Below are 23,015 nucleotides of genomic sequence, written 5' to 3'. Positions count from 1 at the left end.
AAATGGTATTGAAAAATAATAAAGACTACAAAATAAGCAAAGTCCGAAAATACTTTTCCCATTGCTACTATAAAACAAAAAACTCCTCCAGGCAGCTTATTAACTGCCCGAGGAGTGACGAAGCATTAATTTGTAGGGGATCATCAGCTTGACCGGAATAGCATAGCGATTCTCTAAATAATCGAGCAGCATCTTGACCGCGAACATGCCCATTTCCAGCTTGGGAACATGGATAGTAGACAATGGAGGCGAAGTAAACTCGGAGATTTCAATATTATCCACTCCAAAGAAGGCAATGTCCTCAGGAATCTTAAGCCCGCGTTCCGTCGCCGCCCGCATGGCAGCAATCGCCATCATATCACTTGCCGAGAAGATCGCCGTCGGCCAGTTCCCGTGGCTCTCGAAGGCTTGCTTGGTCAGTTCGTAGCTTAACGCCACATCCCACTTCACATCGATAACCCAATCGTCGTTGATCGTCAGTCCGGCCTCTTGCATTGCGCTTTGGTAACCCAGATAACGTCTTTCTTTTCGGAAGTCCCCGCCCAGCTCCGCACCACCGATATAAGCAATTTGCCGGTGTCCTTGGGAAATCAGATACTGGACCGCTTCCTTCGCTGCGGATGCCCGGTCATAACGAACCGTCGGAATTTCCTTATCCGCCAGGTCGATGCCAACAATGACGCCTACGTTCTCCCGAAGCCACTTGTAGGCCTCGTATTCAATACGCTCGACGATTAGCACACCATCCGGACGATGCTCCTTCACCAGCGCCTGCAATTGCTGGAGATCGCCTTGCTTCTCCAGACTGTGCACGAACTCCAGTCTCATCCCGGATGCGGTAAGCTCCTTCTCGATTCCCTCCAGAATAATGGAGAAATACGGATTATTGTACTTATTTTGAGGCATCGCCACGATACAGCCTACCCGGTAGCTCAGCTTGAGCGCCTGCTTTTTGGCTTTGTTGGCTCGCTGCGTATTATAACCAATTTGCTCGGCGGTTTCCCAAATTTTGCGCCGTGTCTCTTCGCTGACGGAGCGGTTGCTATCATTCTTCATGACTCGTGATACCGTTGAGATTGACACTCCTACTTGCTCGGCAATATCTTTTAATGTCGCCATCTTTGTTCTATTCCTCTCTGCAATCCCGTCGCAATAATATCTATATAGCTGAACCCAGCTGAATGTCCCTCTAATGGGAATTCCTCACGCTAATTCAGCGTATTTTCACCAAATCAGAGGTTTAGCGGGAAATTCTCATGTTAATTTAAAGGTTTTTCCGCCAAAACGATCAATTTATGACAATTAGCAGGACAAAATCCATATAAACAACCTATTTCTGCTATATGAAATCATTTAACAGGACCTTTTCCCGTTAAGTTGGGTTGAGTTAGGATGAACCCTGAGGCCCCTGAAGTCAGGTGTCCTCTGCTTTCTTCCCTTTCCTCTGCTAATCTGGCTTTCCTATCGCTTCTGCGGAATTTCATTATCGCTTGCACAATCTGCTTATCCCATTGCTCAACTTCAATTTTATAATATAGAACACATATATAATATAACTCAAAAAAAGAGAAAAATTGCGGCAAATTTATTCTACATTTCTTATCATCATATGTCAAGATTGCCTGGGCAAAGAACAGGCCATATCTGGGGCTTCCCCTTCCGACATGGCTTGGTGGTTTTTCTGTATTTTACTGTTGATGACGTTTAAAAGTGTGGTGAACAATTTTTGCCGACAGGCCGATATGGAGCTGAAGCAGCGAAGCGGTCGCCTTTAAACCCGAATTTTAACCTTGTCAGGTTTAATTAATTCCAAAAATCCGGGTTTAACAGCGAGTGTAAGCCCATATCGGCCGTAGGCCCTTATTGTTCACCACACTTTTACTGTATTTGCGTCGCCAGCTCCGAAATGGCAGCATCCAGATCCCCTTCGCCAGACAGCGGGAGCTTCAACATTTGCTCCCCATAGGTCCATACTAGATCCGTTTTCTTCACCGTAAATGGCGAGATAATGCCAAACTTCTGCGCATCCAGGAAAATTTGGTTCGCTTCCCCTGCTGTTTCTACATAAGTATCTGCCGCCTCTTTATTGGCTGGCAAGGAGTACCCTTGTTTGGCCAAAGCAATTTGCCCTTCCGGACCAGCCAACCAAGAGAGCAGCTTATAGGCGGCTGCTTCATGCTTCGTATTGGCACTGATCGCTACCCCTGCTGGCTGAACGACAGTTTGAGTGGTTTTGAATTTAGGCAAATAAGTCATGCCATAATCGATACCCGCCTCTTGATAGTTCGTCGTATTCCAGTTGCCGCCCGGGTTCATGGCTACCTTGCCTGTCGTAATGCTCAGGTTAACCTGGCCCCCAAGTCCCTCAATCTGAGCCGGAGTCGTGTTGATCTTCTTGTTCTTGGTCACATTGATGAACAATTCCATGACTTCCTTGGCCTCCGGAGTATCCAGAGCCAGCGAACCATCATCATTCATTAATTTAGCTCCATTTGACCATAGCTCCGGTTCAAGGAACCAGTCCATAGAAGAGCCTGGAGAAATGGACATTCCCCATTGGACGATATTTTTGGCATCAAAGCCTTCTTCGTCCGCACTCTTGCCGTTTTTATCAATCGTCATTTTCGTAGCAATCTCGATGATTTCATCCCAAGTGGGTTCCAGAGAGGGTACAGGTGCATTTTTAGGATTCCGTTCGGCATCATTGAACAGGCCCTTATTGTAATACCAGACAATGACATTCCCGTCTATTGGCAATGATACCTGTTTATCTTGATATTGATGCAGGCTAAGCAAACTGCCATCGATGTTTTCCAAATTGAATCCGCCGTCTGCAAGTAAGGTGTCCAGCTCCTTATAGATGCCCAGTTCAGCATATTTTTCGATGTACGCGTAGCTTGTCTTGAACACATCAGGAAGGGTGCCGCCAGCCGCATTGGCTGTCAGACCGTCCCAATAACTGCCCCAATCCTTGCCTTCCAGCTTGACCTTAATGTCCGGATTGGCCTCCATAAATTGATCCAGCAGTTCTTGCACCCGTTGCAATTCCTCGGCGGTTCCCCACTGGGAATAAGTAATGCTTACAGGTTCAGCCGCAGTAGCGCCCGTTCCGGCGGAATTATTCGGCTCTGCCGCAGGTTGATTTGTTGCTTGGGAACAGCCCGTTAGACTAAGAACCAAAGTCAAGAGCAGGCTCAAACTCCCCAATAGCCATTTGCGCTTTGTTTTCATGCAAAATTCCCCCTATGGATAGTATGGAAACAACAAAATACCAACGATTTAGCCGAGTTATCCCTTGGTTCCTGTCAGCACCACCCCCTCAACAATGTAACGTTGACCGAAGAAGTAGAGCAGGCCGATCGGGATGATACTGATGAAGGCTCCGGCCGCCAGTGCCGGGAAATCCTGACTGGTCTGTCCGATAAGCAACTGTAGTCCAACGCTGAGCGTAAACTTCAAATTGTCCTTGAGGTACAGGAAGGGCCCCAGAAAATCAAGCCAGGAATTAACGAAGGATAAAATAACGGTAGTGATAATAATCGGCTTCGACAACGGCATGATGACCCTGGTATAGACTGTCCAGCGATTGCCGCCATCGAGATAAGTCGCCTCGTCCAGCTCCATAGGAATGCTCATGAAAAATTGACGAAATAAGAAGATGTAGTATGCGCTTCCAAGCCAGGCTGGAACGGTCAGAGGCAGCCAGGTGTCGATCCACCCAAGCTTCGTGTACAAAACATAGGATGGGATCATCATAATAGATGGCGGAATCATCAAAGTGATGAGTACAACCGAAAACAGCTTGTCTTTGTACTTGGTCTTGAACCTGGCAAACCCATAAGCAACGATCGAACTGGAGAGAACAACGCCAATCACGACAATGATGGAGATGCTGAAAGAGTTTTGAATCCAGCGCCACATCAACGGCTGTACGGCGAATAATCGTTCAAAGGCCTCAAATGTCAGCTGCTCGGGAAGTATAGCCGGAGGGACCTTGTAGGTCTCCGCCTTGGTCTTCATCATCGTAGAAAGCAGCCACACCAACGGGCCAACAAACAACAGCAATGTCACTGTCAGCAAGAAGTATTTGGTTATCGTCATAGAAAGCCTGCTTTTGCGTCCTTCACTCATCGATGTGCCCCCTAATTTCCGGATTCATTATAAACATACCGATTGGATAATTTCATAAGCGTTGTGGTCACCAGGGCAATGAGTACAAACAGGAAGATTGATTGAGCCATGGCCATACTGAATTTCAAATCGGTAAAGGCCGATTTATAGATGTTATAAACAAAGGTATAGGAAGCATAGTTGGGTCCGCCCTTCGATAGCAGCATCGCCTCCGTGAACATCTGGAAGTTATACATCGTTTGAATAATGACAACAAATAGAATGGATGAGCTGATCATCGGCAGCGTAATGGAGAAGAATCGCCGAACCTGGCTTGCTCCATCAATTTCCGCTGCTTCATACAAGTGTCGGGGGACATTCTTCAAAGCAGCCAGGAAGATCAGCACCCCACTACCGGAAATCCATACCTGAAGCAAGATAATGACCGGCTTGATGGTATGCTCACCGCCTAGCCAATCAATCTTGTCGGCACCAAATATACCGAGAGCAGCATTCAATATTCCGAACTCTGCATTAAATACCAGCCGCCATATAATGACCGTGGCTACGATAGGCACAAGTGTAGGCAGGTAATAAAATGTCCGGTACAAAGCGATACCCTTCACCTTGAAATTCAATAGTGTAGCCAGCAGCAGCATGCCTGCGGTCACGATGGGTACCCCGAGCAGCACGAAGTACATTGTATTGAACACGCTCTTGGCGAAAATCGGGCTTTTCAGCATCTCTATAAAGTTGCTGATGCCAACGAATTGATAATCGGTGGAACCCGGCAGCTTGGCGTCTGTAAATGCATAGAAGACAGAAGTACCGAAGGGAACCAGGAAGAAGACGCAGAAACCGACCATCCAAGGCATAATGAATAGAAAAAAGCCCAGCGTATCTTTTCTACTCGAAGTAATCATCACAACACCCCGTGGTCTTGGAGTTCCTGTACATACACATAACGTTCCTCAACGATGGATTTCTCTGCGGCCAAGGCGATTAGCAAAGCATTTCGGCCTACCTGAGCGCTGGCAAACGGCTGCTTGCCCGTACGTATACATTCCAGGAAATCAATACGCTGTGTTTGCCCGCCCGTGTGTCCACCTTCGATGGAATCGGAGGTCACATCCACTTCGAGATGATCACGGCTGCAATCATGTCCGCCTGTAATGTCGATAGTCTTGTCATTTCTAGCCAGCATCTGAGCCCCGTTGCTGCCGATCAGACCGAATTCCAGGCCATCATCCGATAGATTCCGTGGCTTGAGGTACAGACATAGACCCAGGTTCGCCTTGCTTCCGTTATCATAGTCAATAGTGATGAAGGCATGGTCGACTACAGAAGAATCGTCAATATATTTTGCTGGATAATGGCTGTAAGAATTCTGAATCAGATTTCTCTGCCCCTGCTTAATGATGTGCTGTCCCCCGGAAGCAAACACTCGAACCGGGGTGGCTCCAATCATCCAGTTGAAGATATCAAAGTGATGGCAATCCTTCTCAACAATGGACCCCCCCGATTTGGATTTGTCATAAAACCAATCGGCTGGCGGGAATGAATCGCGGAATTCCTTACACCACATCATTTTTACATCGCCTAACCGCTTCTCCCCAATCTCATGCGCCATTCTGCGGTACAGGTTGGAGTAACGGTAGACCAGCCCGATTTGCAGCACCCGCTCATGCTTCTCCGCCGCTGTAATGATAGCGTCGCAATCCTCCAGGGTATGAGCAATCGGCTTTTCCAGAAATACATGCTTTCCGGCTTCCAGAAACGCAACCGCAATTTGCCGGTGCATATAGTTCGGTACGCTGATGACGACCGCATCCAGATCCTCCTTGCCCAGCAAATCATGATAGTCGGAACAGATGGTTGGGCTGCTATGACGCAGTTCTTTGAGTGTCCGTTCCACATTCGACTCATTCATATCGCATATGTACCGCACCTCACATTCTTCCAGTCGGTCAAATCCCATGCAGTGATGCGAACCCATATCGCCAACACCAATAAACCCCATTCTGATCTTGCCCATAGTTGTCATACTCCTTTTCTTATTTTTTGCCGCAAATAATAGATTGTCTTATTGCCATATTATTTGACGCGAATAGCTTCTCAAGGGATAAAAACAAGCATTATCCCTCCATATTTTGCTACTACCTACTGCACAACCTGACCAAACACCCTCTTGAAGTACTGATTCCCAAGGAACAGCGCAAATCCCATTCTGTAGCAAAAAGCAAGATCGAATTCTCTACTCCTTTGAAATTTGCGTAGTAAATATTAATTATTTGCGGCAAATTTTTATTAACTTTATTATTACATTTCTTTTGAGAAAGTCAACGGTTATTTTTTGCAGTTGTTAGCGCTTTCCTGGTTTATACTCTTTGACAACGTAAAAAACCCTCGAATTGTCACAAAGACAATTCGAGGGCTTGAATGGCGCAAAATTTTTCTAGGGCCTAATGGATCACCACCATTCTGGCAATCACTAAATACTAGCCTTTCATCGAGCCCAGCAGAGCTCCTTTGGCAAAATGCTTTTGCAGGAACGGATACACCAGCAGAATCGGTATGGTCGCCACCACGATAACTGCCATCTTGATTGTCTGATCGGGAGGGGGCACCGTGCCGTCCAATGTCGAGCTATGGTCCAGTCCGCTTGCAAGCACGACAATTTGCCGGAGCAAGATTTGAATGGGCCATTTTGCGCTATCATTTAAATACAGAATAGCCGACATATAGGTATTCCAATACGTCACTGCATAGAACAAGGAGATCGTTGCAATAGCGGGCAAGGACAATGGCAGCACAATCCGGAAGAGAATACCGAAGTCACTGCAGCCATCAATTTTGGCCGACTCCTCCAAGCCTTCGGGAATGTTTTGAAAGAAATTTTTCAGAATAATCATATTAAAGGCACTGATCGCTGACGGGATGATTAGCGAGGCATAGGAGTCGATCATCCCCATCTCCTTCACGACCAGAAACGTAGGAATCAAGCCGCCATTGAACAACATCGTAAATACAACCATGAAATTGATCGTCTTGCGGCCATCGAGATCTTTCCGGGCCAAGGCGTAAGCCATCAACGCCGTGAGCATCATGCTGAACACAGTACCGAACAACGTAACGCCAATCGATACACCCATAGCTTTGAATATCGTATTCGTCGAGAAGATGAATTTATAAGCCTCCAGGCTCCACACCTTCGGGATCAATACGAATTTATTCGCCGCCAGCTCCGCATTCGTCGTGAACGAACCAGCTACGACATGGATAAAAGGCAGCACTGTAATCAGGGCGATGATGGCCAACAGTGTAAAATTAATGGCAGCGTAAACTCTGCCGGCAATGGATCTATCCTCTACCATTTGAACTCCTCCAACCTTCTCGGGGCTGATATCTTACTCTTTAGGACAAGCATTAATAAACGCCCTCTTCTCCCATTTTCTTGGATATTTTATTGACCAGCATAACCATAATCAAGCCAATAATCGATTTGAAGAACCCAATCGCTGTACTATAGCTATATTGCCCCTGCCGTAATCCGGCAGTGTATACGTAAGTATCAATGATCTCCGCAACTCCGCGGTTCATTGAATTCAGCAGCAGATACACGTGCTCGAACCCAAGATCAAGAACATGCCCAATCTTCAAGATGAACAGTGTAATAATCACGCCCCGAATCGCCGGAAGTGTAATATGCCAAACCTGACGGAGCCGACCCGCCCCATCCATCCGGGCTGCTTCATACAATCCCGGATCGACGGCCGCAATAGCCGCCAAGTAAATAATCGTTCCCCAACCTGCTTCTCTCCATATGACTTGAAGAATGTAGATCGGCCTGAACCAATCGGGATTCAGCAAGAAGTTGATCTTCTCGAAGCCGAGATAAACGAGCAGCTCGTTAATGATGCCGCCATCCATCGTCACCATGACGTAGGTAATCGAAACGATAATGACCCATGACATAAAATGCGGTAAATAGACTAGCGTCTGGAACAACCGTTTAAAGAAGCTGCCCCGCAATTCATTAAGCATGAGTGCCAATATAATCGGCACCGGGAAATAAATAAACAGGTTAAGCGCGAACAAAATAATGGTATTCATCAAAATGTTCAGGAAATCCGGTTCTGTGAACAATCGTTTAAAATGCTCCATGCCAACCCATTCACTGCCCATAATCCCGTTATAAGGCTTATAGTTCTGGAAGGAGATGATTAGTCCGTACATGGGCAAATATTTGAAAATGATAAAATAAATCAATCCTGGCAGCAGCATGACATAAAGCCATTTGTTTCGCCATATCCGCCTTTGGAGCTCACCTGTATTCCGGCGTTTGCGAGGCTTGAGCCCCGGTCCAGCGGTCGACGGAGCGGTTGCTTCCTGCATGTGTCTCTTCCTCTCTGCTTCATAATTCATTTGAGCAGGCTATGGAGAATTTGCTCCGATAGCCTGCCCAGTCATTCATTTATTTGGCGGCGTTGTATTCTTCAATAATTTTGTCCCCACCGCGAGATTTCCACTGCTCCACGGCCTGATCAAAGCCGGCCTGATCAATTTGGCCATAAATATATTGGTAAGTGGCATCGGTAATAATTTGCTGCAATTCTACACCCTTTGACGTATAGGTTGGCGAATCCAATGCCGCTGTTGGGTCTGGCACCCCAACCTTCACATTTTCCTTAATCAGCTCTTCCGCATGAATCCGCCCAGGCAAGGTGTTATAGCTTTCATACATTCCGTTCGTCTCAAATTCACCGATTACGCTGTCTTTGAACGGCTTCACTTCCCGTTCGATCAATTCCTTGTCGTCCGTCACCTTGGCCTTGCCATCCACTACCGTATAATGCGTTCCTTCGATGCCCCAATACATCAAATTGGCTACTTCAGGTGTCATCATCTTGTCGAAGAACGCCAGCAGCTTCTTGAGCTCCTCCTCGCTCTTCACCGAGGATTTGGGGAACAAGACGATATTGTTATAGCCCGGAATCATCCATTGCGCAAATGCTCCGTCTTTTCCGGCAACCATGCTATGCGTATCCAGCACTGCATCAGGTGCGTTCTTGATCAAATCCTTGTTCAGCGAGTCGATATCCTGCATGGAACCGCCGATATACATACCGGCCTTACCGCTGGTGAACATGTTAACAGCATCCGTTTTGCTTGTTGCTGCAAAGTCCTGATTCATGTAACCGTTATCACGAAGCTTCTTAAAAAAGTCCATGGTGTCCACATATTGCGGGAACATGAATTCCGGCTGCAGGCTTCCGTCCTTCTCTCCCCAATTGTTTGGTGTACCGAACCAGGCGGAGACCGTCTTGAACGCTCCATAAACCAGTTCATTGCGGTCAACAAGTCCGATGGTATCCTTCTGTCCATTGCCGTCAGGATCCTGTTCCGTAAATGCCTTGGCCATCTCGAACAATTCATCGACGTTAGCCGGTGCGGATATCCCCAGCTTATCCGCCCAGTCCTTGCGGTAAATCATGCCTTGCCGAGCCAACGGTCTGCCGATGTACAGCGAATACAGCTTGCCGTCGACCCTGGTATTGTTCAGAATTTCAGTTTTCATCTTGCTCAGGTTCGGGAATTCGCCCAGGTAGGGTTCGATTTCCCAGAACTGTCCATCTTTAATAGCTTCCTTCATCTGAATAAATGTAGTCTGATTTTTGAGGTAGGTAACTTGAGGCAGAGAGCTTGTCGCAAAAGCGGTGTTTAATTTCTCTTCGTACGTATCTGCGGGGAAAAATTGATATGTCAGCTTCGTGTTTGTTAATTTCTCAAGCTCGGTCTTAATGGTATCTGGTGGAGTTTCGGACGTGTTAAGCGGAAGCATAATCGTAATCTCCGTTGGCCCTTGCGGCGCTTCAGACTGATCCTCCGCGGTCGACGGAGCCGTATCTGTTGTCGCTGCGCTGCCGTTGCCCCCTACATTGTTGCCGCTTCCACAACCAGCCAGCACAAGGCTTAGCGTCAGAATCGCGGTCAGCAAGAGGGTGAAAGATTTGTTTTTCATACCGTTTTGACCTCCAATGAAATATAATCATTACTCCTTCACATTACATTTCATTGAAGCATTTCAGAAACAATCATTTGCTCATAATCCTGCCCTATATTCCTGAATAGACGGCATATCTGAACAAATGATTATCATAGTGATTCCTTCTTGAGGTTGGCCCCGACCTGGTTGCCCTATCCCGGCATGCGCCGGGAGAACTGGCTTAATCATAAAAAGGCAAGACAATAAAGTCCTGCTTCGGTGATTTGGTCAGTACCCGACTAATCTCCTTGCCAACCAGCACATCGTCCTCAATTCGGATGCCGCCAATTCCGGGTAAATACAAGCCCGGTTCAATCGTCATAACCGCATGTTCCCGAAACTCATAATCAGAACGATAGCTGATGTAGGGAGCCTCATGGATATCCAGCCCGATGCTGTGACCAGCCCCATGATTGAAATATTCATTCACCTGTTCTCTGATCAAAGGATTACGGATGATGGCATCCAGCTCTTTGCTCTTCATCCCGCCACGAATCGCGCCAATCCCGGCCTGGCCGGCCTCCAGCACCCAGCCATAGATTTCGGTCAGCTTAGGGTTAGGTTCTCCTACGGCAATCGTCCTTGTGATGTCAGATACATAGCCCTGGTAGGTTGCCCCAAAATCAAGAATGACCGTATCCCCAAGTTCAATAATCTTATCGCTGGCTTCCCCATGCGGATAAGAGGAGCGGACACCGGAAGCTACAATCGTTTCAAATGAGGTCTTCTCAGAGCCAATCTTCTTCATGAAGTATTCCATTTCATTCGCCACTTGCTTCTCTGATACACCGGGACGGATGAAATTCAGGATGTGCATAAATGTCTGATCCGCAATTTTGACGGCCTCAACAATCTTTCTTATTTCCGATTCATCTTTTACCGCCCGGAGCTCCTCAATCCAGCCATCCACAACCCGTGTCTTGGCAGGCACCACCGTTCTGAACAACTCTCCGTCACTGTAGCTCAGATGCCCGCCCTCAAAGCCAATTTCGGCAATCCCCTGCTTGCGAACCAGCTCTGCTGCCTCATCCGGCAGAGAACGGGTCCAACAGATCCTCTGAATCCGGCTATCCAGCTCTTCCGCGGCTTGCTCAACATACCGGCTATCTGTAATGAAGAATACCATATCCGGGGTTAAGAGCAGACAGGAATCCTCTCCGGTGAACCCACACAAATAGCGGACATTTTTCGGGTTGCTTACATATAGAGCTGGCAGCCCTTCCTCTTTCATTTTATCAAGTAAACGCGTTATACGCTCCATCTTCTCATCTCCTGATAGAAATAGAAAGAAAGGGGGAAGGTCCCCCTTTCTCCAGCTACACGGTCTTCACATATAAATGATAATGCTCATGATTAAGCTCGGCTAAGGGCGCAAATTCGATATTGCCCTGCTTGTAAGTAAATCGATTTGTATCGGGTATCCGCTCAAAATGAGCTGCCAGATTTTCTCCGTTCACCGGCAGTTGAAGGTATTCCCGCTGCTCCGAGACCGCCGCCAGAATATAGGGGCCGAAGGCCAGCGAGGCCGTATCCCCTTGATCCGGGGTGAACTCCAGGCGCAGCTCTGGTGCAAAAGCAATGCTCACCCGATCCCCCTTGCTCCATGGCTGCGAAAGTACGATATAGCCATCCTCTTCTACCTCCTTCACTGGAGTCTGATTGACGGTCACTACAACCTCTCCATGATGCCAATAAGGCTTACGCACTTTAAGCTGTGCCCGCTTCAAGGCCTCGATTCGCAGATCGACCTCTCCGTTAAACATTTCGGGTACGGATTGCACGACATGCAATCCCTTATCCTCATCCTTCAGCAGCGAAGGCACAAACAAGTTGACATACAGCGCATCGTCATCTACGAAATAGATGGATTCCCCATACTTGAAGTGATTCTCCAATCCGGTTCCGTGGCAGCAGGAGTTCTCTTCATCATACCCCTTTTGACCGCCAGGGCTCGTTGGCATGAAATAGGTGCTGGCCCCCAGACACTCCTGATCCGTTGTGGCCAGAATATGATTAAGCAGGGTACGTTCGTAATAGTCCATATACTTTACATCCTTCTCGTACATGTAAAGCTGCTTGGTCAGCTTGAGCATATTGTAGGAGGCACAGGTCTCCGCCGTATGCTCCGTAATATGCGCGCCGATCTTGTACGGCTGCTTGAACATTTCCCCTTCCCCCGTGCCGCCAATCGAATAGATATGAGCATCCACCACCGAATTCCAGAAAAATTTAGCGATGTCATAGTATCTCTGCTCGCCGGCCGCTTCAAATATTTTGAATGCTCCGACAATTTGCGGGATATGCTGGTTGGCATGCATCGCTCCCAGAGCATCCACCTGCTGCTCCATCGGGAAGAACAAGCGGTCGTTGTCGAACAGCTTGGCAGCCATCAGATGCCGCTCCTTCTGCGTATACGTGTACAACTCGGCAAAAGACTCATTGATGCCGCCAAATTCTCCGGCGATATACAGCCCCCACATTCTCTTCAACTGCTCATGAGGGAGTACGCTTAATCGGTTGTACACCCAGTCTCCCACCTTATCAGCGATGGTCAGCGCCTGCTCAATCCCCGCCTTGTGATAGCTATCCAGCAGGCCAGCCAGAATCTTGTGCAGTGTATAATAAGGCGCCCAGATTTCCGGATACCTTGTGTATTTCTCCAGCAAGTCGAACTGTTCCTCGGAGTAGGCGCTAAGGAAGCCGTAATGATAACGGCCATCGGCGGCAAACGCTGCCTGCACCTTTTCCAGCTCGGCAACCATATAGGTCAACTTGCGATGAATTTCTTCGTTCCCGGTGGACGCATAGCTCAAGGCCAAAGCCGAAAGATAGTGCCCGGTAGTATGACCCTTCAGCAAGCTGTCGTCCGAATCCCAGCCGATCATCGCAGGCGCTTCAAGCGTATCCAGCCCTGCGGCTTTCCGGAAGTTATAGAGCATCTGATCATCATTAACGCCCAGCAGGAATTGCAGTCTCCGATCCTGCGCTGTTTTTAGCAAGGAGGCTCCTTCAAGCTGCACCTGCTGCACCGCAATATCATCCAATTGACGCGTCTTCACGCGCGTTGCCTTCACTTCATTTCCTACAACCATTACCGCTCCTACCTCATAGACCGTATCCTTAAGCTGACCGTCAGCCTTATATTCACCAGGATTGGAGAAGCAACGCTCATCTCCCTCTTTCCAGGTGACAGCATGAGACAAAATATCCCCGCTAACTGTCTGAATCGCAACTGCCGCAGGCAGATGGAACTTCTGATTGACCTGTTGGTGAATCTCGACAGGAAAAATTTTCTGGACCTGAATCGTATTTTTCTCCTCCAGAATGGTAACCTCAAAGACCTTCTGCATTTGAGCTTCCCCGTACTCGAAAGTAGCGGTCAGCGGAACCACCCGGTCTCCCTTCCCGTATTCGGGCTGCTTGACCTTGCCTGTGCCATCAATCCAACGGTCATCCTTGGACTTCCAGGTAATGCGGGTACCGTTCTTCCCGGTTGATGGCAAATGGATATCAAACTCGACCGTTTTCAAATTCCCCAGGTGCAGTGTGTCAATGTCTCCTTGAACGATGTCCAGATCCGTTTTCTTGGTTGACATAAGCTTTCCTCCCCACCATACTTTCAATCGCCTTCACACCATTTATGTTACAAGAAAAAAAATTCAAAGTAAGTAGTTGAAAAAAAGAATAGGTGGACTATATTTACTTATAGAGGTAGTTCAAAAAGTCGTCTTCCCAGGACGGTGTAGTTCGAGAAGTAGATTCAACGTCGAATCTTGAATTCACCCGGGACTAGAGTAGGCTTCCGTAGTATGTTTCCTTCAGAAACATTTGAGTTGCTCACGTACCCCTGCTTCCGAAGTCGTTTTCTCCGAAAACGTGTACTCCGCTACTCAGTCCCTAGCTTCATTCAACTCAAGCGTTTTGAAAAAACGCACATCGGAAGCATAATCTTTGGTCCTGGAAACCCCACTTTTTGAACACATTTTAAAGAGGCAGTTCACAGATTGAAGAGGTAGTTGAAAAAGTCGTCTGAATGGCCAACTTGAATTGGAGGAGCTGACGTCATGTACTTCGTGGATCAAGATTATAGCAAGCAGGCAATCTTTCTGTCTGCCGGCACTTTTATTACCAATCAGCCCTGGATTCATAAAGAGCGGATTATCGATAGCTACGAAATTATCAGTCCCGTGGATTCTACACTGTACATGGAGAGCGACCATATTCCCTATGCCATAGAACCCGGAGAAATTCTGCTTCTCCCGCCCCACACCCTTCATCGTGGACTCAAGCTGTGTGACGGACGAATGAAGTTCCACTGGCTGCACTTCTCCCAGGCCCAGCTACAGCTACGCAGTGAAGAAGAGGTGCTTCAGGATATCAGCGACAAAGACCCGGAGAAAATGATTATTTTACCCGTGTACACCAACAAAATTGATTCCCGGCGGTTTCACGTCATGTTTAATCAATTGCTGGATTTGTATCAGGAAAAGAAGCCGAAGGATTACCTCAACGCTTATCTATCCTGCCTGCTATATGAGTTGACCTCGGAAATTACCCACTTTCTCATTCACAAGAAATACAACGGCAACCGCCTGCAACCAATTCAGGACTGGATTCGCATCCATGCCTTTGAAGACATCACCTTGGAACAAATCGCCGAGCATTTCAAGTACAACAAAAATTATTTGTCCCGCATTTACAAGGAAAGCGCGGGCATCGGCATCTCCGAGCAAGTTATCAAGTTCAGGTTGAAGCATGCCAAGGAGCTATTGACTGAGACCGATTTAAGCATTATTGAGATTGCTTCGGAGGTTGGCTATGAAGACTCTAAATATTTCATGCGCCTCTTCAAGAAATACGAGAGTGTAACCCCCACTCAGTATCGGAAAACATTCTACTGCAAGCACTACAACAAAAAATAGCTGCCTGCACTATCGTCCACTTAAAGTAAGGTTTGCGCTACCGCAATGGACCACGCCGGATGCTATCATGATAAGTAAGCGGTTACACAAATCCGATATTATGGGGGGATGAACATGGTGCAGCATATTGAATGGGCAATTGAAACAGCCCGGTTCATTGATTTTCACCGCATCGAAATCATGTGGAGAAGTGATGTTGAAGGGGCTGGCAATCCGCGGTCTTATCTGGTTGAGCTTGATGGAAAGGTCTTGCCGGTCTATCTCAATGAGGATAAGGAAGCCTGGGACTCCTGGTGTGTCTACGAACAGTCAAAGCGTAGAACAACGCTGTATCTGCAGAAGCCCATCGAGCTTGGCGATCTGGGCAAAGTGAAGCTGTCGGTGATCGGTTCGATTCGTGACAAGCCACACAACCAGCTTATCAAGCTTGAAGGTTACCCCATTAAAAGTCTGGAAAGCTTCTATACCCGCTTCACCCGCAGCTCGTCAGGGATATTGATTAAATCCTCGGATAACGTCGATTTCGAGATCCATCAAAGGGCTTGCACCATCATTGAGATCATGCTTGGCAAGCGTCCGGAGATTACCCGCAAATTGGTAGAACACGGTGCAGCTCTGGCCATTTACGGCCTGCAAGAGAATGCCTATGACGTTCCGGAGCACCGGGGCGGGGCCGACTTTTTGCACTATGAGGTCGAGGGCTTTGGAGGAATGACTGATATTCCTGTGACCTCCGTATCCGAGAAGAACATCATGCGCTATACCGAGGGACCTTATCAGACCAAATACAAGCATGAATCAATTTTGGCCCATGAATTTGGCCATGCCATTCACCTTATCGGGATCAACAATCTGGAGGATCAGACCTTGGCCGGGGAGTTGGTCAACGCTTATAAGCATGCCGTCGATCATCGGCTTTGGCCCAATACCTACGCCATTTCCAACTATGAAGAATATTTTGCTACCCTGACGGCCGTCTGGTTCAATGTTATGGCAGAGAGCAAGGATGGCTCCTGGGATGGGGTCAGAGGTCCGGTCAATACGCGTGACGAATTGAAGTCCTATGATCCTGTAGGTTATGCCTTCTTCGCCTCCATTTACCCGGAATGCACCTTCCCTGAGCCATGGAGCAGCACGCCCAACCAATTTCCAGCCCCATCTGCTTGATAATCAATCGGACCACCCTAATAACATATAAAGCTGACTACAAGCTGCTCCGGCTCTCCGGCCAAGCAGCTTAAAGTCAGCTTTATCCTTGTCTATAGGTTGATTTTACTCTACTTCCAAGATAAACAGCCGGGACAAGTAATCTCCCCGTTGCACCTTCGAGGTGTAATCTCCTGAGGTACTGTCATTTAGGAGAATACCGATCTGCATCAGCTCATCTCCGTAATAGTTGCGTTCTCCTGCTTCCTTGATGCAGTACTTCAGGTCCGCAGCCAGCCCGGCCAGCTTCAGGCGCGGATATCCGACGTTCACCGGGGCAAGGGTGCGATAATACCCGACAATAGCACGGCGCCGGTCAGGCGAGACTACCATCCAGGCGGTGATATTCCCCGCAAACGGGCTTGCCAGGCGGTAAAAGACACCGTGCTGAATCAGCTCGCGATGCTCCTTCATGAAGGTAATCTGCCCGCGAACCTCTGCCTTCTCTTCTTTCGTCAGCAGGCTAAGGTCCAGCTCATATCCAAACGTCCCGAAATAAGCTACATTCCCTCTGGTCGTTAGTGGCGTGCAACGGTGAGTCTGATGATTAGGCACCGCCGACACATGAGACCCCATGCTGCTTAGCGGGTATACCAGCGATGTGCCGTATTGTATTTTCAAGCGTTCCACAGCATCGGTGTCGTCGGAGATCCAGCCCTGCGGGCAGTAGTGCAGCATCCCCGGGTCGAAGCGTCCTCCGCCACTGGCACAGGATTCTAAGAGCACCTTTGGAAACTTCGAGGTTAACCGGTCCAACAGGTCATACAACCCTAGCATGTACTGGTGATAGACTCTTCCCTGGAATTCGGAGTTCTGTCCGGTGGAAAACACCTCTGACATCGAGCGGTTCATATCCCATTTCACATAGGAAATCGCCGCCCCCGATAGTATACGGCTCAACGCAGCATCCAGGTAATTAATGACCTCCGCCTTCGTCAGATCCAGCACGTATTGATTGCGGCCAGGGCTGGCTGCGCGGTAAGGAACCGCCAGCAGCCAGTCGCTATGGCTGCGATAAAGCTCGCTATCCTTACTGATCATCTCCGGCTCGAACCACAAGCCAAATTGCAGACCAAGTTCGGTAATTTTTCGCGCCAGTCCAGTAATGCCATCAGGCAATTTGTCCGGGTTCGGGTACCAATCGCCAAGTGAAGTCGTATCCGTATTCCGCTTGCCGAACCATCCATCGTCCAGTACAAACAGCTCCACGCCCAAGTCAGCCGCTGACCTGGCAATCTCTACGATTTTCTCTTCGTCAAAATTCATGTAGGTCGCTTCCCAGTTGTTAATCAGGATCGGACGTGCTCTGTCCCGCCAATACCCCTTTGCCAGTCTGGTGCGATATAACTCATGAAAAACCTGGCTCATCTGATTCAAGCCCTCCTGGGCGTAGATCATAACGGCTTCCGGTGTCTGAAAGCTGTCCCCTGGAGCCAGATTCCACTGAAAATACTGGGGATGAATGCCGATCATCACGCGCGCCACATCATAGGCGTCCACTTCGACTTGTCCCAGAAAGTTACCGCTGTATACGAGACTGATGCCGATCACTTCTCCGGCAAATTCCGTCGTCTCCCTGCGTTTCAGGCCGATAAAGGGATTGTAGAAATGACTGCTATGACCGCGCAGGCTATAGATGCCCTGAACACCGCGGTGCAGGGGCTGCGTCTCGATATGACGCTCCCTGCCCCAGGCGCCGGTCAGTTCGATCATCTCATAGTTGGCATCCGGCAGGTCCAGACTTAAGCTCAAAGCGCAGTCCAATTTCACATGCTGTTGCCCCTGATTAATGATCTTCATGCTGCGGGTCAAAGCCGGCTGATCTCGAAAAATCGTATATTGCAGCTCTATCTCACAATCCAGCACAGCATCTCTTAGATAAAGGAGCAGCGTATCCGCCTCCCCCTGCTCGTCTACGTAGGTAGACGGCAATCCTTGCAATGAGGGTTTGCCGGAAATCACCACATGCCGAGCATATTCGAATGCAGTTGTGTGGCTGCCATCCTCCTGAACAAGATCCAGGGCGCAATGTCTCAAATCTCCCGAGCCATAGACGGAAAGCTCTTGCTTCACCTGCTCCAGTGAAAATCGAGCGTTTCCTTCAAATACACAAGGAGACATGTCGCGAAATCCTAGCTCGAGCAGATGGGTAAAGTCCTCACGGTCTCGGAGCTTGGGGCCGTAGTACAGGTGGCCGGGCTGATGATTTGGCATCAGAACAAAGATATAACTGATTTGTTCATTGTAAAGATGAAATTGCCTGGATCGGTCATGATAGACAATAGGCACTCGCGCTCACTCCTTTCACATGCTAGACCATGTCCTTTTCAATGTTTTTGGAGAAGACAAAGATCATCAGAGCCGTGACCAGCAGCAGGCCTGTCATCATTGGGAAAAGGTTCACTTGCTGGTCCGCAGTTTGATAAAAGTTGAACAAAATCAACGCAATCCCGTTGCCGATCGTACCCGCTTGCCCCCAGGCGGTTTGCATCTGGGTCTCATAGGCATCCGGCGATAGCTTAGCCACAAGGGATGAGCCGATTGGCCATACCAGATTATCCGAGAAGGTCAGGAACAGATAATAAAATACCATCCAGAGCAGACTGTAGGGTGCTGAATCCTTGAACATAATGATTGGAATGGTGAGTAGTCCATAGCCTAGCGCCGAGAACAAAATGCCCAGACCATATTTATAAGTTGTCCGGATTCGGGTAGCGCGGGTCTTCGTCCACATCCAGACGAACACCGGGGCCAACACCAGCCCAAAGATCGTATAGATCGTCCCCACGGAACCGGGAGCAATTTCAAACCCGAACAGATTGCGATTGATCTTCTGATCGATGAAGATGGCCACCGTTGAGGTCAGCATGACACCGCATAAAGCCATCACGATTTGCGCGGAGAACAGCTTCAGGAACGGCTTCATCCGTCTGCGGTCCAAATCCGTCAAATCCTTCTTGCTGAGCAGATTGGTCAGGAAAACAATAGGAATGATGAAGGTCGCTGAGGTGATGATATTCAGTACGCCCTGGAACGAAATAACATGCGTGAGCACCAGCGTGATGATGGTTCCCAGGATGACAATCAGCACGGCCATGAATTTGATAAAGATGCTCTTGAACTTGCCCTTTTCCAGCGGCTTGACCGGCAAATCGCCCAGCGGGCCAAAAAATTTATGTTGAGTAACCCAAATCACGGCACCATAGAGAAATGCAGCGATGGCCGCAATTAAAAAGCCAACATGAAAGTTCTTCATCCCGATTTGACCAACCAGCACCGGGGCAATCAGACCGGCAATGTTGTTGGCAATCGTATGAATGGTGAAAGCCGCATCACGTCGGCCATTATCAGCTTTACGATACAATTGTCCAGTCAGCGAAGCATTGCTTGCACCCATGATCGGCAACGACATCAGGAACAAGGCGATAAAGGCAAATATCCTGCCTTGGGTAAGTGAAAACGCCGGTATAGCCAGAATCGCGAAAGCCGTCCCTTTGACGATATTCCCGATAATCAAAGCTTTGCGCATCCCCAGCACCCGGTCCGCCAGCCAGCTTCCGAAGATGCCAAAGATCGAGTTGCAGGCCCCCATCGCTGTAACCATGGAAGCGGCTTGCCCTTGCGTAAATCCCAAGCCCTTCATATACGGGGAATACAAATAGAAAATTAAAATGGCATACAGGGCCCCCCAGGCAAAGGAATTAAAGAAATTCCCCGCTGCCAGAGCCCCTACTCCCCTTGGATGTCCGAAAAATTTCTTGTCATCCAGGACCTCTTCCAATCTTGCTTCGTTCGAACTCGACCCGTGCTGCAATTCATCCTTCATCGTGCTTCCCTCTTTCGTCCGAATTTCTTGACAACGCTTTCCTCTAAAATATAGCAGATAAATTTTTTCAAAACGGTAGCGGATAGTTGGGATAGGTGGACATTTCTTACCTAGATAAAGGAAGGACGAGTATTTTATTTAAGTAAATTCCATACAAAAAAAGATGACCCCCCTTTTTATCGGAGAATCATCGAGCAGAATCATCGATAGATTTAAAACAAAACAATCCCGGCAATAGCCGATAAACCAATGACTGCAAAAGGATGCAGCTTGTATTTGGCTACCAGCAGAAGCGAGCCGCCGCAAATCAGCAACGTTCCCGCCATTGTCCAGCTAAAGAAGGATTCCGTTCTTCCACTGAGCCCGAAATGAATAGCCGCATATATAATCAGACCCGTCACGATCGGGCGCAAGCCATAAAATGAAGACTTGACCCAGTCGTTGCTCTGGAGACGCAGAAAAAATGCCGTAATAAAAATAACGATAAGGAGTGAAGGAAGTATGATGCCAATCGTGGCTACAATGGCTCCCCCTACCCCTGCTTGAGAGTAACCAATCAGCGTTGCAGCGTTCGTGGCAATGGAGCCTGGGGCCATACCTGCCAGGGCTACTACCTCCTGGAACTCAGCCGCGTTCAGCCACTGCTCGATCTCCACCTCCCGCTGAATCAACGTCATGACCGCATAACCTCCGCCAAAGGAAATAAAGCCAACCTTAATAAAGACTAATAATAACTCCCATAACATGGGCAGGAAAGCTCCTCTCAAATATAATACTCGGGAAAATGAAGCTCATGCTTCTCCTGCGTCGTTGCCCGTTCCGTTCGCACGGTGAACCTGAGTTTGCGCTTAATCAACACAATAAGAACTCCGGCAATGGGTCCTCCCACAATCAGATACAACGGATGGATGCCCGTGAATAATAGCAGCCCGGCTGCGGTTGCCGCAATGAGCAGCGTACTGGCATCAAGGATAGATGTTCTCCACATTTTAGCCGCTGCCAAAATGATAAGAGCCACAACGGCCGCATGTATTCCCTTCAAAGCCGCCTGAACCTTGGCATGGTCCTTGAAGAATGTGTTCAGCATGCTGAGCAGGAGCACCATCACGAAGGTCGGCAGCGTGATTGCTGTCACGGCGGCCACCGCTCCTGCAACACCGGCGAGTCGATAGCCGATAAAGACAGCGGAATTGACAGCCACGCCCCCGGGAGCTGATCCCGAGATGGATACCATATTGCCCATTTCCTCGCTATCGAGCCAGCCCTTTCTGTCGACAATCTCCTTCTCAATCGTGGCAATCATTGCATACCCGCCACCAAAGGTGGAGGGTCCAATCTTCAAGAAAACTCCGAATATTTGCCCGAGCAATTGTATTCGCTGGATCCGTGCATGATTCATCTTGTCTCACCCTTTTCTGTTTGTCATGCGTCACCGCGAAGTGATAATCTTAGTATAACATAAAATAATTTCATTTCGGATTAAAGTATCCATAATATTGTCTCTACAGGTCATTCGCCTAGCTTGGACAAGTTTAAAAATCAGGTTATTATACTCAAGAAAAATCCTTTTTGAATTTATGTTAATGATTCAGATGATATTAACTGGAAATTCTGTGGTACTGCAGCTATACTAAAGATATATTCCGACTAAATAACTTGGAATGGAGAAAGGTATTTATGATGGTTCATGCCAATCCACCGCTCAAAAAACAGGTGTATGCTCATATCTCCTACCTCGGGACGGCCTCCAAAGCCGATTTGCTCAAGGATTTTCCTGTAACCAGCAGCAGTATGACACGTTTACTGGAAGAGATGACCTCGCAAGGTCTGATTCTCGTCTCTGGTCTCGGTGATTCAACCGGCGGCAGAAAGCCGCTGCTATTTCAAATAAATCCAGCCTACCGATACGTATTTGGACTGGAAATATCCCGCATTTATTCCACGCTGGGTTTGTATGATATGCACCTCAATCCCTTGTCGCTCACTCGCTGGAGTATGGATGAGCGGATGACACCGGAACGGCTGGTCGGCCTGGTCGCGCAAGGGGCCCAGCAGTTCCTTGACCAGCATGGCATCTCTTCCGAGACCGTTCTGGGCATTGGTATAGGGGCTGTTGGACCCTTGAATCAGAAGACAGGCATTATTCTGGAGCCTGAATGGTTCCCGGCCCCATTGTGGAAGAACGTACCGATATGCCGCATGCTGGAAAGTCTGCTGCATATCCCGGCCAAGCTGGATAACGGGGCGAATACGGCTCTGATTGGCGAGCATTGGGCCCTGCGCAACAACCATATCCAGCATGCGCTTTACGTCCATGCCGGAGTCAGCATTCGCTCTGCCGCCATGTCCGGTGGACAAGTTCTCCGCGGTGCCGCTGATACTGAAGGAGCCGTTGGCCAGATGATTATTCAAGCCAATGGCCCGCGCCTGCGGGAGAGCGGGAATTACGGGGCGCTTGAAGCCTTCGTATCCGTGCCGGCGCTAGAGGAGCGGGTACGTACCCAGCTTAAGATCGGTCGGGAAAGCCGGCTGTCCGGCATGCCTCCCGAGCAAGTCAATTTCGCTACTCTGGTTGAGGCATTAAATCAGGGTGATGCGCTTGTGAGGGAGCAATTCACGGAAACCGCCGCTTACCTCGGGATTGGATTGTCCAATCTCATCAACGCGCTGCATCCTGAATACGTCATTTTGGGCGGCCCTCTTGTAACTGCCCATCCCGTCGTTTTCGATACTGCGCTGGAGATTGCCAAGAAGAATACGTACCATTACCCTGAGTATAATCCTGTCTTCACGCTGGGAGAGCTCACTGATGAAGCGGTAGCAACCGGGGCAGCGATGATGGTTATCCAGCAATGGACAGGCGAATGATGGGCTTCAAGCGGGTAGACAACAAAGAGGACAAACC

Annotated in this window: 17 protein-coding genes; 3 read left to right on the top strand and 14 right to left on the bottom strand. The window is 48.6% G+C overall.

Going from position 1 to position 23,015, the window contains the following annotated elements:
* Positions 1 to 99: 99 nt before the first annotated feature.
* The 10 genes from C557_RS0104590 to C557_RS0104540 form a co-directional block, all read right to left on the bottom strand.
* The gene (locus C557_RS0104590; protein WP_018750654.1) at positions 100 to 1,119 is read right to left on the bottom strand and encodes a LacI family DNA-binding transcriptional regulator; all 1,020 of its coding nucleotides are present in this window, start codon (positions 1,117 to 1,119) and stop codon (positions 100 to 102) included.
* Between the two features lie 759 nt (positions 1,120 to 1,878).
* Complete coding sequence (locus tag C557_RS0104580) at positions 1,879 to 3,231, bottom strand: ABC transporter substrate-binding protein (protein WP_018750652.1); 1,353 nt, start codon at positions 3,229 to 3,231, stop codon at positions 1,879 to 1,881.
* Positions 3,232 to 3,288: 57 nt separating this feature from the next.
* Positions 3,289 to 4,131, bottom strand: a complete 843-nt coding sequence (locus tag C557_RS0104575) for a carbohydrate ABC transporter permease (RefSeq protein WP_018750651.1) — start codon at positions 4,129 to 4,131, stop codon at positions 3,289 to 3,291.
* Between the two features lie 11 nt (positions 4,132 to 4,142).
* On the bottom strand, positions 4,143 to 5,033 hold the full coding sequence (locus C557_RS0104570; RefSeq protein WP_018750650.1) for a carbohydrate ABC transporter permease: 891 nt from the start codon (positions 5,031 to 5,033) through the stop codon (positions 4,143 to 4,145).
* Positions 5,033 to 6,145: a Gfo/Idh/MocA family protein gene (locus C557_RS0104565; RefSeq protein ID WP_018750649.1), complete on the bottom strand. Its 1,113-nt coding sequence runs from the start codon at positions 6,143 to 6,145 to the stop codon at positions 5,033 to 5,035. The genes C557_RS0104570 and C557_RS0104565 overlap by 1 nt, the downstream gene beginning before the upstream one ends.
* 463 nt (positions 6,146 to 6,608) lie before the next feature.
* On the bottom strand, positions 6,609 to 7,484 hold the full coding sequence (locus C557_RS0104560) for a carbohydrate ABC transporter permease (RefSeq protein WP_018750648.1): 876 nt from the start codon (positions 7,482 to 7,484) through the stop codon (positions 6,609 to 6,611).
* Positions 7,485 to 7,536: 52 nt separating this feature from the next.
* A complete protein-coding gene (locus tag C557_RS0104555) occupies positions 7,537 to 8,505 on the bottom strand; it encodes an ABC transporter permease (protein WP_018750647.1) in 969 nt (322 codons plus the stop codon).
* Positions 8,506 to 8,584: 79 nt separating this feature from the next.
* Complete coding sequence (locus C557_RS0104550) at positions 8,585 to 10,132, bottom strand: extracellular solute-binding protein (RefSeq protein ID WP_018750646.1); 1,548 nt, start codon at positions 10,130 to 10,132, stop codon at positions 8,585 to 8,587.
* Positions 10,133 to 10,337: 205 nt separating this feature from the next.
* On the bottom strand, positions 10,338 to 11,417 hold the full coding sequence (locus tag C557_RS0104545) for a M24 family metallopeptidase (protein WP_018750645.1): 1,080 nt from the start codon (positions 11,415 to 11,417) through the stop codon (positions 10,338 to 10,340).
* A gap of 55 nt (positions 11,418 to 11,472) precedes the next feature.
* Complete coding sequence (locus C557_RS0104540) at positions 11,473 to 13,752, bottom strand: beta-L-arabinofuranosidase domain-containing protein (protein ID WP_018750644.1); 2,280 nt, start codon at positions 13,750 to 13,752, stop codon at positions 11,473 to 11,475.
* Between the two features lie 468 nt (positions 13,753 to 14,220).
* On the opposite strand from C557_RS0104540, the gene C557_RS0104535 reads away from it, so the two are divergent.
* Both C557_RS0104535 and C557_RS0104530 read left to right on the top strand, forming a co-directional pair.
* Complete coding sequence (locus C557_RS0104535) at positions 14,221 to 15,078, top strand: helix-turn-helix transcriptional regulator (protein WP_018750643.1); 858 nt, start codon at positions 14,221 to 14,223, stop codon at positions 15,076 to 15,078.
* Positions 15,079 to 15,192: 114 nt separating this feature from the next.
* Positions 15,193 to 16,245, top strand: a complete 1,053-nt coding sequence (locus C557_RS0104530; RefSeq protein WP_018750642.1) for a hypothetical protein — start codon at positions 15,193 to 15,195, stop codon at positions 16,243 to 16,245.
* Positions 16,246 to 16,350: 105 nt separating this feature from the next.
* Here the strand turns inward: C557_RS0104530 and C557_RS0104525 are convergent, their stop codons facing one another.
* The 4 genes from C557_RS0104525 to C557_RS0104510 form a co-directional block, all read right to left on the bottom strand.
* Positions 16,351 to 18,573, bottom strand: coding sequence for an alpha-galactosidase (locus C557_RS0104525; RefSeq protein WP_018750641.1), 2,223 nt, complete (start codon positions 18,571 to 18,573; stop codon positions 16,351 to 16,353).
* 22 nt (positions 18,574 to 18,595) lie between these two features.
* Complete coding sequence (locus tag C557_RS0104520; RefSeq protein WP_018750640.1) at positions 18,596 to 20,110, bottom strand: peptide MFS transporter; 1,515 nt, start codon at positions 20,108 to 20,110, stop codon at positions 18,596 to 18,598.
* A 212-nt stretch (positions 20,111 to 20,322) separates the two neighbouring features.
* Positions 20,323 to 20,856, bottom strand: coding sequence for a chromate transporter (locus C557_RS0104515; protein WP_018750639.1), 534 nt, complete (start codon positions 20,854 to 20,856; stop codon positions 20,323 to 20,325).
* 17 nt (positions 20,857 to 20,873) lie between these two features.
* Positions 20,874 to 21,509, bottom strand: a complete 636-nt coding sequence (locus C557_RS0104510; RefSeq protein ID WP_018750638.1) for a chromate transporter — start codon at positions 21,507 to 21,509, stop codon at positions 20,874 to 20,876.
* Between the two features lie 278 nt (positions 21,510 to 21,787).
* Between C557_RS0104510 and C557_RS0104505 the strand changes: the two genes are divergently transcribed.
* Positions 21,788 to 22,978 carry an ROK family protein gene (locus tag C557_RS0104505; protein ID WP_018750637.1) on the top strand — a complete coding sequence of 397 codons (1,191 nt, stop codon included), beginning with the start codon at positions 21,788 to 21,790 and terminating at the stop codon, positions 22,976 to 22,978.
* The last annotated feature ends 37 nt before the right edge of the window (positions 22,979 to 23,015 follow it).

It is taken from the genome of Paenibacillus sanguinis 2301083 = DSM 16941 (genome assembly GCF_000374825.1).
GTDB classification, from domain to species: domain Bacteria; phylum Bacillota; class Bacilli; order Paenibacillales; family Paenibacillaceae; genus Fontibacillus; species Fontibacillus sanguinis.
This window is presented reverse-complemented; position numbering and strand designations above follow the sequence as displayed.

Excerpts from the sequence above, each read along its gene's own strand:
- C557_RS0104535 (WP_018750643.1), top strand. The coding sequence starts at position 14,221 with ATGTACTTCGTGGATCAAGATTATAGCAAGCAGGCAATCTTTCTGTCT.
- C557_RS0104580 (WP_018750652.1), bottom strand. The coding sequence starts at position 3,231 with ATGAAAACAAAGCGCAAATGGCTATTGGGGAGTTTGAGCCTGCTCTTG.
- C557_RS0104570 (WP_018750650.1), bottom strand. The coding sequence starts at position 5,033 with ATGATTACTTCGAGTAGAAAAGATACGCTGGGCTTTTTTCTATTCATT.
- C557_RS0104550 (WP_018750646.1), bottom strand. The coding sequence starts at position 10,132 with ATGAAAAACAAATCTTTCACCCTCTTGCTGACCGCGATTCTGACGCTA.
- C557_RS0104530 (WP_018750642.1), top strand. The coding sequence starts at position 15,193 with ATGGTGCAGCATATTGAATGGGCAATTGAAACAGCCCGGTTCATTGAT.
- C557_RS0104540 (WP_018750644.1), bottom strand. The coding sequence starts at position 13,752 with ATGTCAACCAAGAAAACGGATCTGGACATCGTTCAAGGAGACATTGAC.
- C557_RS0104545 (WP_018750645.1), bottom strand. The coding sequence starts at position 11,417 with ATGGAGCGTATAACGCGTTTACTTGATAAAATGAAAGAGGAAGGGCTG.
- C557_RS0104560 (WP_018750648.1), bottom strand. The coding sequence starts at position 7,484 with ATGGTAGAGGATAGATCCATTGCCGGCAGAGTTTACGCTGCCATTAAT.
- C557_RS0104505 (WP_018750637.1), top strand. The coding sequence starts at position 21,788 with ATGATGGTTCATGCCAATCCACCGCTCAAAAAACAGGTGTATGCTCAT.
- C557_RS0104590 (WP_018750654.1), bottom strand. The coding sequence starts at position 1,119 with ATGGCGACATTAAAAGATATTGCCGAGCAAGTAGGAGTGTCAATCTCA.
- C557_RS0104565 (WP_018750649.1), bottom strand. The coding sequence starts at position 6,145 with ATGGGCAAGATCAGAATGGGGTTTATTGGTGTTGGCGATATGGGTTCG.
- C557_RS0104520 (WP_018750640.1), bottom strand. The coding sequence starts at position 20,110 with ATGAAGGATGAATTGCAGCACGGGTCGAGTTCGAACGAAGCAAGATTG.
- C557_RS0104515 (WP_018750639.1), bottom strand. The coding sequence starts at position 20,856 with ATGTTATGGGAGTTATTATTAGTCTTTATTAAGGTTGGCTTTATTTCC.
- C557_RS0104510 (WP_018750638.1), bottom strand. The coding sequence starts at position 21,509 with ATGAATCATGCACGGATCCAGCGAATACAATTGCTCGGGCAAATATTC.
- C557_RS0104555 (WP_018750647.1), bottom strand. The coding sequence starts at position 8,505 with ATGCAGGAAGCAACCGCTCCGTCGACCGCTGGACCGGGGCTCAAGCCT.
- C557_RS0104575 (WP_018750651.1), bottom strand. The coding sequence starts at position 4,131 with ATGAGTGAAGGACGCAAAAGCAGGCTTTCTATGACGATAACCAAATAC.